We start from the raw sequence: 12,679 nt of genomic DNA, 5'->3' as shown, positions 1-12,679 counted from the left end.
ATGTTAGCGGGTGCTATGCTAGATTTTTGCAGGCCCCATAAAATATTCAATCACTTCATAAAAAAATAAGGAGTAATGAACAAAATGAAGAAACATACAGCAGTTTTACTGGCTGCTCTTGCTGTCTTTGTTGTAGTTGCAGCAGGCAATGTAAGTGCAGCAGACAATGTTAGCGATGGAAGCATTATTTGTAATGTTACCACTACCGGTTATGAGTGCGATAGCTGGTCTGATGAACAGTATCCTGTAATCGACTTATTTGGAGCGGAATATGTTCCGCTGTTCCCCACTGATGGAAATATCTGGGATTCGCATGTTAACAAGCTTACCGGTTTGATTCTTGACAGCAATGAAACGCAAGTCCTCGAAGCCGGTGAAATCCTCGACCTCGGGCAGGGTTACGCTCTCGAGGTCAGGGAGATTGACATTGACAGTGAGAAGGCCTGGCTTGAACTTACCAGGGACGGTCAATATATAGCCGATAAAAATGTCTCAATGGATACTGATGACAACAGGACATGGACTGTTGCTCTTGACGATGTTCAGGATGGAAACAATATTGTTGTCATGAAAGTCCATGTCAAAAATTTATTCGTGGGGTCAGAAAAAAGGATCGTCTGGATTGATGGAATTTGGCTTGCCGATTATGCAAATGCCAGAACTCTCAATGTCGGAGATGAATTCGGGGAGTTAGATGAATTCGGGGAGTTTACACTAAATCAAATCATTAATGGAACAGATGCATCTAACCTGGGAAGTCTTGTTTTCGGAAGTGTTTCAGTTACTGATGATACTCCAGTTACTTATGATACTTCAGTTAATGATACTTCAACCGCTGGTTTTTCTGCATCTCTTTCTTCTAAAAACGAATCGAATAAATTCACCAACACAAGTACAGAACCGCCTGCTTCCTGGTACTGGAACTTTTGGAAATCTTTCACAATGAAACTCAAGTAAAAACTGATCATACTGAATACAAATTGTCATTCAGTTTTCAGAAGAACAAATGGGTATTTGATTGTAAAGGCTCAAGGGTTCAGAGTCCGAAGAATCGAGAAGGTTTGAAACTCCGGACTAATAAGGGAAATAGAATTTCTGGCCTGATATGAATGATAAAATCTCCGGAAAAAGGAAAATAAAAGTTCCGGGCAGTAAAGAAAAATAGAATCTCGGAATAAAAAAGGAATAAGAGAAGAAATAAAAATGAGGTAACTGTAATGTTTTTGGGTTCTTTACTTTCGGGAATTGGAAAGGAGGTTGAAAGGTTTGGAGAGAACTGAGGATTTAATCCCCGTGCCTGTCCTGTCTATCTCGGAGGAGGTGTCTCTGCTTGCAAGGACTCTTTCAAGGCCCCTTCCGATGCAGATACTTAAACAACTTCAGGAAAAACAGATGTCTGCAGGCGAACTTGCCTCAGAGCTCGGTCTCCGCTTGAATACACTGACCTACAACCTTGAGGTGTTGAAAAAGGTTGGCTTGGTAAAGGTCAGAAAGGTAAAATGGAGCTGCAAAGGCCGTGAGGTTAAAATCTATGCCCCTGCGGAACAGCCGGTTTTGCTGGTGTCCCGGGAAGACGGGGAGAGCGACCCTTTTGTCCTGGATGTTCTGGAAAAAACTCTGGAAAACTGCCGGACAAATCTTTCCGGACAGACAGCCACTCTTTCCGAGGATCCAGGAAAAAAAGATGAGCGTGTACCCTCCTACAAAAAGCACAACGATCAGGACGCTCTCCCAGCCTATACCCGTTATGCCGTGCTTTTCCCTATTAAGGAGGTCCATGACAGGGGTTGAAACATGCTTCATAATTACAGTCTTACCTCTTTCGGTCTAACCTTTTCCAGTCTTACCTCTAAAAATCTTTTCAATCATCCACAAGTTCTATTGCGTCGGTCGGACAGACGTCTACGCATTGTTCGCATTCGATGCAGTCCTCAGGACGTGCCACAACTGCCCTTTTTCCTTCTTCTCTCTCTTCCGCGTCAAACAATTCCACAGGACATACATCGTAGCATTCAAGTGAACCAACACATTTATTGTAGTCAATTTTGGGGTGCATTTTCCATCTCTTCCGGATTCTCAATATATTGAGTTTAATTTATTCTGGAATTTTGATTTCCTTCTGAAATTCAGGCTTTAGCCGTTGTTTTATTCCTTTCTTTTCTAACCGGTTGTTTAGTTGTTTTATTCCTTCACTTTTTAACCGGTTGTCTGATCCCTCTGCTTTATCTTATCACAATAAGGGACTTAGAACTCAGCTCTCAACAAGCTCGATAGCTTCTGCCGGGCAGGCTTCCACACACTGCTCACACTCGATGCAATTTTCAGGGTTAGTTACCGCGGCTTTTTTTACATTATCGATCTCGTTAATGTCAAAAACTTCTGCAGGGCAGACCTCATAGCAGGCGAGAGCGCCGTTACATTTGTGATAGTCGATTACCGGATGCATACTTCCTCCATTTTATCTGGTTTTTACAAATTAGAAAGTTGAATTCCTGAGCTAATTACTGCTAATAATTGCTCTAAAAATTAGTGCCGATTGATAATTTCCAGCTTCATTAATCAGGTTCCGTACAGGATTTTACTGGATTTTAACATCTACGGTCTCTGTACTTTCCCTGTAAGGCACTTTTACATAGAGTTTTCCATCAACATATTTTGCAACAGCTTTTTCAGGGACGACCGCGCAGCAGAAAGCATAAGTCCCAACATACTCTACCCCGGTTTCTTCCCTTTTTGCTTTTACAAAAAAGCCTTCCTCGACCATTTTCAGTTTGATATTTTCTTTCTTTACCCCAAACATATCGATTTCAATGTCCAGATTCCCCTCATCGTCCGAACATGAAAATACGTCCGGTGACATCTTTACCATTGATATATTCGTACCCCCAGGCTGCTATATAAAAGTATAGAACAAATTCAAATAATAATTGCGGGATCGTTTTATTTATATTTTATGAACAATAACTTCGTTTTATATTTCCTCCAGCTTTCCCTTTCACTTGCTTCTTCTGCTTTCCCTTTCACTTGCTTCTTCTGCTTTCCCTTTCACTTGCCTCTTCTGCTTTCCCTTTCACTTGCCTCTTCTGCTTTCCCTCTCACTCGCCTCTACCACTTTTCCCTGCTGCTTACACTTTCCACTTTCTCCTACTGCTTACCCCCTACTACCTGTACCTTCCCCTTTCCCTTCCTACTTTTTCTATTGCCTTCCTCTCTCGAATTCTTCTTTGCCTGATCTTACTGCTCTTCTTTATCAGTTTCTTCTTTTTTTACTTCCACAGATCCCTGTTTTTGTCTATGAAAGCCTTCTGAACTTCTATTTTCGAAGCCGTATAAATTAGCGCTGCAGGGTGGTAGAGTTTCAGGATCATTCTTCCTTCATATTCTACAGGAACTCCCCATTCCAGTTTTCTTTCCGGGCAATATGCCTTTTCAGCTGTGTTGCCTAGAAGGATTATAATTCCGGGGTCAAGCAGGGTTATCTGGGCAATAAGGAAGGGTTTGCAGCATTCTATTTCACTCGCTTTTGGCCTTCTGTTTTCCGGAGGGCGGCATTTGACGGTATTTGCTACGAACCAGTCTTCTTCCGAGAGTCCCATATACTCAATTATTTTGTCCAGCTTTTTTCCTGCCCTTCCGGTAAAAGGTATTCCGGTTTCGTCTTCGGTTTTTCCGGGAGCTTCTCCTATGAACATTACTTTAGGGTTGCAGGACCCTTTTCCTATAACTCTTTTAGTCGCACTTTTCTGGAGAGGACATCGTGTACAGGCTATTGCTTCCCTTGCGACGGTCTCATACCCGTTCTCCACCAGTTTTTGGACCCTCTCTTCAAAATTTCCGCAGTTTTCTTCCTTGGCTGCCACAATTTTTAGCTCCTTCATTTTCCTTGTTTTTTGGGTAGTAATCCTGATATCACTCTTTACAGTACTCCTGAGAATACAGCTTTTTCCTGAAAATGGTATCCAATCAGTAAAATTTTTTATCCGATGTGAACGACCTTTTTCTTCCTTCTTTTCTTATAAAATCGGTAATCCATCTCTTGGGACTCAAACAGGAACAAACTTATTTATGTAAAAAATTCCATGACAAAGATAACCAATACTGAAAGAATAAGATTCTCAAATATTTTATCTTTCAGATTTTATTCTCCTATATATATAAAATCTCGTTTACAAAGGTGTGCTGAGGGTAATGACTTCCAGAAACTTTCTTACGATCGATGACTTTGACATACGCGGAAAGACGATTCTTTTAAGGGTCGACATGAACTCTCCTATGGACACACAGGGCCATATTTTGGATGATATGAGGATTAAAAGCCACATTGCGACCTTGAAAGACCTCGAGAGCGCAAAAGTCGTTCTGCTCGCTCATCAGAGCAGACCCGGGAAAAAAGATTTCACTACTATGAAACCCCATGCCCACCTGCTGTCCAGATATCTGGGTAAGCAAGTTACCTATGTGGATGACATTTTCGGGACATTTGCAAAAACCCATATCGCTTCTATGGAAGACGGGGACGTAATCATGCTTGAAAACGTCCGGTTTTATTCGGAAGAGAGCCTTGAAAGAACACCCACAGAGCAGGCCAATACCTATATGGTTAAAAAACTGGCGCCTTTTGTTGATATTTTCCTGAACGACGCCTTTGCAGTAGCTCACAGGTCGCATCTCTCGGTTGTAGGCTTTACCGAGGTCCTTCCGTCAGGCGCGGGCAGAGTAATGGAAAAAGAGCTTATTTCTCTGGATCGGGGAGTAAAAGGAGGAGAAAGGCCAAGCATTTTCGTGCTGGGTGGGGCAAAGGTAGACGATTCTCTTAGAGTGACCGAAAATGTCCTTACAAGTGGCGGGGCTGATAGGGTGCTGCTTACAGGTGTGGTTGCAAATGTTGCTCTTGCTGCTTCAGGAGTAAACATCGGGAAAGTCAACATGGATTTCATCAAATCTCAGGGTTACGAAAACCAGATTGAAAAAGCAAGAGGATTGCTTGCGAAGTTTGAAGACAGGATCGGCCTTCCAAAAGACGTGGCCTTAAATGATAACAAGGAACGCGTCGAAGTTCATATATCCGAGCTTAACTCCGACTCTCTGCCTATTAATGATATCGGGCTCGAAACTATTGTGGACTATACAAATGAAATCCAGAACTCCAAAACCGTTGTCTTAAACGGCCCTGCAGGAGTTTCCGAGATTGAAGATTTTGCCCTCGGGACTCACGAAATTATAAAAGCTGCCACGAAATCCGATTTCTCGATCATTGGCGGCGGTCACATCTCAGTTGAGGTTGCACATCTCGGCCTTGAACACCGCTTCTCGCATATCAGTACAGGTGGGGGAGCCTGTATTGATTATCTTGCGGGAGAAAAGCTGCCGGGAGTCGAATCTCTGAAGGCTGCCTACATAAAATATCAGGAAGCTAAAAAGCTTTAAGGATTTATTTCCTGCAAGTTCCGGCAGTCAGAAAATATTTTGCCTGGTATTTCCTGCAGGAATCCGGACAATACCAGAAATGTACTTTAACCAGCTCCGATAAACATACTGTTTACCAGCTTTCGTATCCAATCACATCTAACCTGTGATGATATTCCCGGGCTGGCATTTACAGGCTTCAAACCGAGAGACTTCAAGGCATAATTAATAGGTTATACGCAGTTTACAGGTGTTGGTTCAAGCATGCTTACAGAAACAGAAGGCAGGGCTGCAGTCAAGCTTGCAAGAAAAACCATTGAAACGCTTTTACTGGGGGGCAGGGTTCCCGGATCCCGGGATACAGGTACAGATCTTCCGCCGGTTTTCGGGGAAAACAGGGGAGTTTTCGTCACACTAACGGAAAAAGGAGTGTTGAGGGGCTGTATAGGGCATCCTTACCCTGACTCTACGCTTGAGCAGGCTATCATCGACTCTGCAATCTCTGCGGCAGTGCGCGACCCTCGTTTTCCTCCGGTCGGGGGAGAAGAGCTGGAAAGCCTGATTGTCGAGGTTACAATCCTGACTCAACCTGAAAAGATCAATGCCCCTCCTAAAGAACTTCCTGATAAAATAGAGATCGGAAAACACGGGCTTATCGTAAAACAGGGATACTGTCAGGGACTGCTGCTTCCTCAGGTCGCTCCTGAGAATGATATGGATTCCATAGATTTCCTGAGCCATACATGTATGAAAGCAGGCCTTTCTCCGGACGCCTGGGTCAAAGGAGCAGAAGTCTACTGCTTCGAAGGGCAGATCTTCAAGGAAAAGGAACCCGGAGGAGAAGTCATAGAAGAAAAGTTTTGAGGTTTCTGAACACCTCAAATTATGAAATTTTTTAAGGTCTGGTTTTAAGGTCTGGTTTTAAGGTCTGGTTTTAAGGTCTGGTTTTAAGGTCTGTCTATTTCTCGTTATTTTCCAATATTTCCATCTTTTCTTCGTTTCATATTTTTCTTTCATTCTTCCTTCATTTCATCTTTTTCTCTTCCGTCTTTTTTCTTTTCAAATTTTCTTTATTACGTTTGAGCAAGACGATTTCAACATTGTTTTATAGTGTAAGATATTTGTTATTTTTTGGATAATTCTCACTTTTAAGTTGAGTTGAGCAAGAAACATGAGCACCTGTAACCTGCAGAGAAATGCGTTTCCGGAATTTTTCAGCAATATTAATCATGAGCTCTATGTCCTCTCCTTTTCCAGGTTCTGCGAAGATCTGGGTTCGGGGATGCTGGTTGCTTTGATTCCTTTATATATCTCCGACCTTGGGGCATCTTTTTTTTCCGGGCTTCCACTTGTTACCAGAGCGGGGCTTGTAATTACGGTTTTCGGGCTTTTCAGCGCCCTTACGCAGCCTATTATGGGCAGGCTTTCGGACAGGTTTGACCGCAGGAGACCTTTCATCCTCTTCGGGTTGATAGGGTATACTTTCTTTTCTTTCCTTTATTCACAGGTAACGAGCTATGAGCAGTTGCTTTTTATCCGGCTGCTGCAGGGGATTACCGTAGGGGCAACCATACCTGCGGTTATCGCCATGGTTACGCATATCTCAACTTCCGAGACCCGGGGAAAAGCCGTAGGAGTATATACAACTATTAGAGGCGTCGGTTTCGGACTCGGGCCTGTTGTCGGGGGAGCAATAGCCAGGTACTGGGGTTTTGATGCCGGATTTTATTTCTGCGCCCTGCTCGGAGTGGTAAGTATGGGGCTTGTGACCTTTTTCGTAAAAGAAACTAGAGGCTCTCCTGAGCCGGTTTCCGAAAAAAGAAGTGGCAAAAAAAGCTACGCTTCGATTTATTCCCTTGCAGGCGCCATGCTGATGATGATGGTTGGGATAATGATGGTAGTTGCCCTTCTTCCCGAATATGAGGTAAGGCTTGAAGCGTCCGAGCTTTCCCTGGGAGTTGCAGTCTCAGCCTACATTTTTGCAAGGCTGCTTTTCCAGGCGCCTCTAGGAAGCCTCTCGGACCGGGTAGGCAGGAAGAAACTGATCGTTGGAGGCCTTTTCCTGAGCGTCCCGCTGGTAGTCGGGATGGGATACATCGTAAGCGTAGGCCAGCTTATCCTTTTCCGGGCTTTTCAGGGGCTTCTCGTAGCTGCAATAGACACGCCAGCAATGGCGCTTGCAGCTGATCTTTCGGACGGTTCTTCCTTAAGCTCAAGACTCAGCATAATAACAACGGCACAGGCAGCAGGAATGGCTTTCGGGCCTATCTTCGGAGGTTTCCTTGCGGGCTATATTACCTTTGTAACACCCTTTTACGCCTGCGCCCTGCTGATGCTCCTTGCGGGTTTTGTGGTTATCAAAAAAGTAGAGGAGCCGGAGAAAGTAATCTGACCCGGAAGACGCCCAGGCTCCGGAAGAAGAACGGTCTGGAAAAAACCTGAAGTTTCTTTTTCCCGGTGCTTGAGATTTTGCAAGCCTGTACCTTGCTTTTATGATCCCCCTTCCAAACCTCTTTTCAATATCAATTTCCGGGTTCTACTTTTCAGACTCACAATAAATTACAAAAAAGCCACTCTTTTAGAGTTTTTCCATGGTTATGTCAAAAAAGATGTCAGGTTAATAGGAAAAAGTTAATCAGTAAATGGTTGGAGGTAAAAAATGGTGGAGGAAAAATGGTTGGAGGAAAGATGTTTTTATGGCAGGCGTTTTTTAGTGGATTTTGCTCTTGTTAGCTGATTCGCAGTTTAGTGGAATCGACCTGAATACAATTCTGGACTTAAATTTAATGGGTTGGTCATGAAGGTTTGCCTGCAGGCTTGATAACCTGCAGGTCCTGTCGGCAAATCGGGTTTCTGCGGTTTTATCGACTCTAACGGTGTAGGTTTAATCGGTTTTGTTGGTTTTATTGCTTTCATCGTTTTGTGGTGATTAAAGCAGCCGTTCTCTTAGCAGTGAATCTGGCTATGTTAGTGTCCCGATCACTCGATCTGGATTCTTTTTTCGGTTAATACTTTTGTTTTTGGCATGGTGACGGTTAAGACGCCGTTTTTGAGCTGGGCGGTTGCCCCTTCTTCGGTTACACCTTCCGGCAGAGGAATTTCACGGTAGTAGCGCATGAAAGACCTCTCTTTTCTGAGATAGCCTTCCTTTTCGGTTTCCTCTTCTTTTCCTTTGGATGCGCTGATTACAAGGAAGTTCTCCTTCAGGCTCAGTTCGACATTTTCTCTGTCGATGCCCGGCAGGTCGGTTGTAACAATTACTTTGTTGTCTTCTTCCGCGACATCGGTTAATGGGGCAAGGGTCTCGCCTGCATATCTGCTTTCCAGTGCAGGAAATGTTCTCATCATCTGTTCCATGTGTTCCTGCATTCTTCTGATCTCATCAAACGGGTCCCAGCTGTACACGTCACGGGATGGTCTCTTAATTGGGAATTTCATGTACTAATTTCTCCTTAGATGATCTTTCTCCTTGGATGATCTCTAACTTGATCTGTAAGTAGTTCTGGAGGTGCGGAACAGTGCCGCCTTTTCTTTTTCCTCAGGAGGCTGCCTGAAAGACATGGAAACCTCGCCAAGGGATGGAGGTTTGAGAGTGGAGATTTTTCTTTTGCTTTCCCAGGTCTTGCAGGCATGATGGATGAGAGTTTCAAGCTCCCATCATCTTCTCGGTGGAGGAATAAATCCGTTTTTAAAGGTGGTACAGGTTCACCTTCAGTCTGTTCGCAGATTTTTTGGGCAGATAACTGAGTTTAACCTCACAGTTAGTATGTTATGGTTACTGTATGGTTGTTAGTATTGCTCAGTTACTAACACATAGTTAGTATTCATTATATTTATACTTTTTGTTAGTTCGCCTGTATTCAGTTTTCTCAAAACAGGATTTTTTTCAGGAGAAACGTATAATTAGCGGGCAGAATGGGCTTTTTCGTGTGGAAGGGAACCTCAGAATTCACTAAACAAATTCCCCCTGTAAAGAGAAAAACCGGAACTGAAGTTTGAACTAAATACTGTGTTATGTCACTTTACCTTATTAATCGATGACAGTTGATTCTCCATAATAATTAGGGCAGATCAAAAACATTGAAAATTAAAGTTCTTGGTCCCAGGGTATTTTCTGGGGGAGTTGCCTTATTTTTAGGAAAAGGTCTAATTTTCAGGCAAGTGCATGAATTTTCAGGTACTGGATACCGCGAAAAATGAAATTGACTCTCCGGTCAAAAGCACTTTTTTGGTTAAAAGCACTTTTTGGTTAAAGTTTTCAAAATCGAAGCATATATTTACTATTTCTACAATATCCAGTAGTTACTGGAAATTCCGTAAATAGGGAGTTGAAATGAATTCAGTAAAAAAAGAGTTTGAATATCTTGTGTATCAAGGGATAAAATCCCAGGGGCTCGATGAACTTTGTTCTAAATTATTAGCAATTCTTTACTCTGAACCGGGTTCGCTAACTTTAGAAGAGCTTTCTACGATGACCGGGTATAGTTTTTCATCAGTTAGTGCAGCAATGAAATTCCTTAGTGGAATAAAATTGGTGGAAAAAACAAAGAAAGCTGGTTCAAAAAAATTGTACTTCTCAGCTCAAAGAGATATGCTGACAATGACAATTAACGCAGTAAAATCCAAGACTGAAGTCATGATCAGCCCTGCGATTAAAGAGCTTCCGGCAATAATTGAGAGATGTAAAAATAGTAACGAAGAGGGCTCTGACGAACTGCTCAAAATAATCGAATATTATTATCAGCAAATAATTTCATTAGATTTAATTTATAAAAACCTTGTTGAATTTACAGAAAAAATCCAGAACGAGGTGAATAAAAAATGAGCCAGAGTACAAAGCTAACATATTTGTTTTTATTAGTTTTTACAATCAGCTTAACAGGAATTTCTACTGTTGAAGCAGAAATTTCCAGTTATGCATGCGTAAACGCAGAATTACAGGAAATAAATCCCAGTTCAATAGGTATCGATGAAGAATTCACCCTGGGAATTAATCTTGAGAGCTGCGGTACTAAAACTCCTGAAGATGTTACTTTTGAGATAATCAGCATTCCCTCAGATATAATAGTTACAGAGAATTTAGTTACTAAAGTTTCAAAATTAACTTATAGTACAAGTGAAAGGTACCTGATATATCACATGAGAACAACCCCTGATGCTAAACCCGGTCCTCATCTTATAAAAATGAAATTAACATATGCAAATAAACCCGTTGAAACGGAAAAATATTATGAAGTTGAAATAAGAGTGATAGGTGAAGATGCAGAACCAAGGATCTCTTCTGTCGAAACAAGTCCCGAATATATCTATGAGGGCGACACAGTTGACTTAAGGTTAGGCATAGAAAATTATGGGGAAGCAATAGCAAAATCTGTATCAGTTAATTTGGATCATGATTTTAAGGGAATTAAAACTTCTTCAATCGGAACTCTTGGCTTAAATGAAAGTCAAACTGCATTATTCAAGTTTAAGGCAAACAGGTCAGGAGAGTTTGAAATCCCTGTCATTATAGAGTATGAAGATGATTTTGGCAAGCAAAAAAACGAATATGACATTAATGTAACTGTGCTTGACAAAAAAGGAAATTTAAACCTCGCATCTGTAAAGGTTGATCCTGTTCTTCCTTATATGGGTGATACTGTAGAATTGACTATGAGGATCGAAAACTCCGGTGACAGGACAATAAACTCGATAAGAGCCTATGCTGACCATCCGTTCAAGGGATTAAAAGAATCCTTTATAGGAACTCTTGATCCGAATGAAGACGGGCCTGCGGTAATTACTTTTATAGCTGATCAATCAGGGGAATACGAAATCCCTGTTATCATAACGTACAGTGATGATTTTGGGGAAGAACAGATTGAAACGAAAATCAATCTTATAGTCCTGGAAACTAATGGTGGAGCAGGAAGAGCTGCAATCTTATTGCTGGTATTAGCAGTTATCGGAGGACTAATATACACAAATTATAGGACAAAAAAATCAAAAGATGAGGTAATCAGGCAGTTAATGGAAGGCAGCGGTAACCATCCTGACAACAAAGAAGAATGAGGGGTCCCCAGTATGATTAACGACATCAGGGTGGGAGCCCTCATTGCATACTTCAGTATAAAAAGAGGAAACAAAAAAACACTGATGTTCATAGTTTTTGTTCTCTCACTCATCTATATGAACTTAGTATTCCTTCCGTCAATGATTGGAGGAATGACAGTCCTATTTACCGGATTTATGCAGGACTACGCTTATGGGGATATTGTAATAGAACCTACAGGTGACAACACCTACATTAACAATGCCGATAACGTTTTGCAGAAAGTAAGAGCAGTCGAGGGTGTGAGAGCTGCAACAAAAAGACTGGATGTGGGAGCATCTATTGAGCATAAACAAAAAGTGGTAGGAGTAACCGTAACCGGGTTGCTTCCTACGGAAGAGCATGAAGTTTCAAAATACCCCTACATTATCAGTGAAGGAGATTTCTTAGGAGATCTCTCCCGGGACGAGATTATCATTGGGGCTATGATCGCAGGTACGGGTTTTGGGTCGGAAATCTATGATAACCTGGGTGAAGTAAGACCGGGATCGCTTGTTGAGGTGACATACAGCAATGGTGTGAAGAGAACCTATAAAGTAAAAGGCATAATGGAAGGCACGTTTGAACTTGTTGACCTTAATGCTTTAGTCCACTACAAGGAAATAGAGGAAGTCTATGGCCTGGAAGGAAGTAAAGCTACCAGTGTAGTCGTCAGGGTTGACGAGCAAGGGGGCGAAGCCCAGATACAGGACAAAATTAGAGAAGCAGGCGTGAATGAGCAGGTCTTCACATGGGCTGATAAGTCCGAAGCTCTCATAAAACAGGCAATGCAAAGCATGGGTGCTATAGATACCATGTCAAAGTTTGTGAGTTTGGTCGTAGGAGCAGCACTCGTACTTATAATCATCTATATCAACGTACTTAATAGGAAAAAAGAGATCGGTATTTTAAAGGCAGTAGGCATTACTCCGGGCTCAATAGTATTGTCCTATGCGTTCCTTAGCATGTTCTATGTTTCCTTAGGAATATTCACAGGATTAATACTATACTTTGCGCTCATGTTCTACTTCCAGGCGAACCCGGTAATATTCTACGAAACCATGGAAATAAGGCCCCAGATCGATCCTATGCTGCTTATTCAAAGCATATTTACCATGCTTATACTATCAGTGATGGCCGGAATACTCCCTGCCTGGAGTGTGTCAAGAGAGAGCATACTCAAAGCCATATGGGGACGATAAA

Annotated in this window: 14 protein-coding genes; 8 read left to right on the top strand and 6 right to left on the bottom strand. The window is 42.2% G+C overall.

All coding sequences use genetic code 11. From position 1 onward, the window contains the following. Positions 1 to 84 precede the first annotated feature (84 nt). Together MSSIT_RS05610 and MSSIT_RS21110 are read left to right on the top strand one after the other, a co-directional pair. Positions 85 to 957 carry an S-layer protein domain-containing protein gene (locus MSSIT_RS05610; protein WP_048174542.1) on the top strand — a complete coding sequence of 291 codons (873 nt, stop codon included), beginning with the start codon at positions 85 to 87 and terminating at the stop codon, positions 955 to 957. Positions 958 to 1,266: 309 nt separating this feature from the next. After that, on the top strand, positions 1,267 to 1,791 hold the full coding sequence (locus MSSIT_RS21110; protein WP_052721538.1) for an ArsR/SmtB family transcription factor: 525 nt from the start codon (positions 1,267 to 1,269) through the stop codon (positions 1,789 to 1,791). 70 nt (positions 1,792 to 1,861) lie between these two features. On the opposite strand, the gene MSSIT_RS05600 is transcribed toward MSSIT_RS21110, so the two are convergent. The 4 genes from MSSIT_RS05600 to MSSIT_RS05580 form a co-directional block, all read right to left on the bottom strand. After that, positions 1,862 to 2,056, bottom strand: a complete 195-nt coding sequence (locus tag MSSIT_RS05600) for a 4Fe-4S dicluster domain-containing protein (protein ID WP_048170715.1) — start codon at positions 2,054 to 2,056, stop codon at positions 1,862 to 1,864. A 195-nt stretch (positions 2,057 to 2,251) separates the two neighbouring features. Further along, positions 2,252 to 2,446, bottom strand: a complete 195-nt coding sequence (locus MSSIT_RS05595; protein ID WP_048170713.1) for a 4Fe-4S dicluster domain-containing protein — start codon at positions 2,444 to 2,446, stop codon at positions 2,252 to 2,254. A 132-nt stretch (positions 2,447 to 2,578) separates the two neighbouring features. Further along, the gene (locus MSSIT_RS05590; RefSeq protein ID WP_082088895.1) at positions 2,579 to 2,875 is read right to left on the bottom strand and encodes an Hsp20/alpha crystallin family protein; all 297 of its coding nucleotides are present in this window, start codon (positions 2,873 to 2,875) and stop codon (positions 2,579 to 2,581) included. 391 nt (positions 2,876 to 3,266) lie between these two features. Continuing rightward, the gene (locus tag MSSIT_RS05580) at positions 3,267 to 3,860 is read right to left on the bottom strand and encodes a uracil-DNA glycosylase (RefSeq protein ID WP_052721756.1); all 594 of its coding nucleotides are present in this window, start codon (positions 3,858 to 3,860) and stop codon (positions 3,267 to 3,269) included. Between the two features lie 316 nt (positions 3,861 to 4,176). Here MSSIT_RS05580 and MSSIT_RS05575 point away from each other — a divergent pair, with 316 nt between their 5' ends. The 3 genes from MSSIT_RS05575 to MSSIT_RS05565 all read left to right on the top strand — a co-directional run bounded on the left by MSSIT_RS05575 (position 4,177) and on the right by MSSIT_RS05565 (position 7,798). Further along, positions 4,177 to 5,427 carry a phosphoglycerate kinase gene (locus MSSIT_RS05575; RefSeq protein ID WP_048170707.1) on the top strand — a complete coding sequence of 417 codons (1,251 nt, stop codon included), beginning with the start codon at positions 4,177 to 4,179 and terminating at the stop codon, positions 5,425 to 5,427. A 243-nt stretch (positions 5,428 to 5,670) separates the two neighbouring features. Further along, positions 5,671 to 6,270 carry a TIGR00296 family protein gene (locus MSSIT_RS05570; RefSeq protein ID WP_048170705.1) on the top strand — a complete coding sequence of 200 codons (600 nt, stop codon included), beginning with the start codon at positions 5,671 to 5,673 and terminating at the stop codon, positions 6,268 to 6,270. A 307-nt stretch (positions 6,271 to 6,577) separates the two neighbouring features. After that, positions 6,578 to 7,798, top strand: coding sequence for an MFS transporter (locus MSSIT_RS05565; protein ID WP_048170703.1), 1,221 nt, complete (start codon positions 6,578 to 6,580; stop codon positions 7,796 to 7,798). A gap of 587 nt (positions 7,799 to 8,385) precedes the next feature. Here MSSIT_RS05565 and MSSIT_RS05560 read toward each other — a convergent pair. Beyond that, positions 8,386 to 8,844 (bottom strand): Hsp20/alpha crystallin family protein, encoded by a 459-nt coding sequence (locus MSSIT_RS05560; protein ID WP_048170701.1) that lies wholly within the window; start codon positions 8,842 to 8,844, stop codon positions 8,386 to 8,388. Positions 8,845 to 8,858: 14 nt separating this feature from the next. After that, positions 8,859 to 9,038, bottom strand: a complete 180-nt coding sequence (locus tag MSSIT_RS22925) for a hypothetical protein (RefSeq protein WP_156158797.1) — start codon at positions 9,036 to 9,038, stop codon at positions 8,859 to 8,861. A 701-nt stretch (positions 9,039 to 9,739) separates the two neighbouring features. Between MSSIT_RS22925 and MSSIT_RS21105 the strand changes: the two genes are divergently transcribed. The 3 genes from MSSIT_RS21105 (at position 9,740) to MSSIT_RS05545 (ending at position 12,678) form a co-directional block, all read left to right on the top strand. Next, positions 9,740 to 10,231, top strand: coding sequence for a GbsR/MarR family transcriptional regulator (locus tag MSSIT_RS21105; protein ID WP_052721536.1), 492 nt, complete (start codon positions 9,740 to 9,742; stop codon positions 10,229 to 10,231). Next, positions 10,228 to 11,457 carry a COG1361 S-layer family protein gene (locus MSSIT_RS05550; protein WP_048170700.1) on the top strand — a complete coding sequence of 410 codons (1,230 nt, stop codon included), beginning with the start codon at positions 10,228 to 10,230 and terminating at the stop codon, positions 11,455 to 11,457. The genes MSSIT_RS21105 and MSSIT_RS05550 overlap by 4 nt, the downstream gene beginning before the upstream one ends. Before the next feature lie 153 nt (positions 11,458 to 11,610). Then, positions 11,611 to 12,678, top strand: coding sequence for an ABC transporter permease (locus MSSIT_RS05545; RefSeq protein WP_231590436.1), 1,068 nt, complete (start codon positions 11,611 to 11,613; stop codon positions 12,676 to 12,678). The last annotated feature ends 1 nt before the right edge of the window (position 12,679 follow it).

Source organism: Methanosarcina siciliae T4/M (assembly GCF_000970085.1).
GTDB classification, from domain to species: Archaea; Halobacteriota; Methanosarcinia; order Methanosarcinales; family Methanosarcinaceae; genus Methanosarcina; species Methanosarcina siciliae.
Note: the sequence above shows the minus strand (reverse complement) of the source record. Positions and strands in the feature narration are given on the sequence as shown.

Excerpts from the sequence above, each read along its gene's own strand:
- MSSIT_RS05610 (WP_048174542.1), top strand. The coding sequence starts at position 85 with ATGAAGAAACATACAGCAGTTTTACTGGCTGCTCTTGCTGTCTTTGTT.
- MSSIT_RS05600 (WP_048170715.1), bottom strand. The coding sequence starts at position 2,056 with ATGCACCCCAAAATTGACTACAATAAATGTGTTGGTTCACTTGAATGC.
- MSSIT_RS05595 (WP_048170713.1), bottom strand. The coding sequence starts at position 2,446 with ATGCATCCGGTAATCGACTATCACAAATGTAACGGCGCTCTCGCCTGC.
- MSSIT_RS05570 (WP_048170705.1), top strand. The coding sequence starts at position 5,671 with ATGCTTACAGAAACAGAAGGCAGGGCTGCAGTCAAGCTTGCAAGAAAA.
- MSSIT_RS05565 (WP_048170703.1), top strand. The coding sequence starts at position 6,578 with ATGAGCACCTGTAACCTGCAGAGAAATGCGTTTCCGGAATTTTTCAGC.
- MSSIT_RS05560 (WP_048170701.1), bottom strand. The coding sequence starts at position 8,844 with ATGAAATTCCCAATTAAGAGACCATCCCGTGACGTGTACAGCTGGGAC.
- MSSIT_RS22925 (WP_156158797.1), bottom strand. The coding sequence starts at position 9,038 with ATGCCTGCAAGACCTGGGAAAGCAAAAGAAAAATCTCCACTCTCAAAC.
- MSSIT_RS21105 (WP_052721536.1), top strand. The coding sequence starts at position 9,740 with ATGAATTCAGTAAAAAAAGAGTTTGAATATCTTGTGTATCAAGGGATA.
- MSSIT_RS05550 (WP_048170700.1), top strand. The coding sequence starts at position 10,228 with ATGAGCCAGAGTACAAAGCTAACATATTTGTTTTTATTAGTTTTTACA.
- MSSIT_RS05545 (WP_231590436.1), top strand. The coding sequence starts at position 11,611 with ATGACAGTCCTATTTACCGGATTTATGCAGGACTACGCTTATGGGGAT.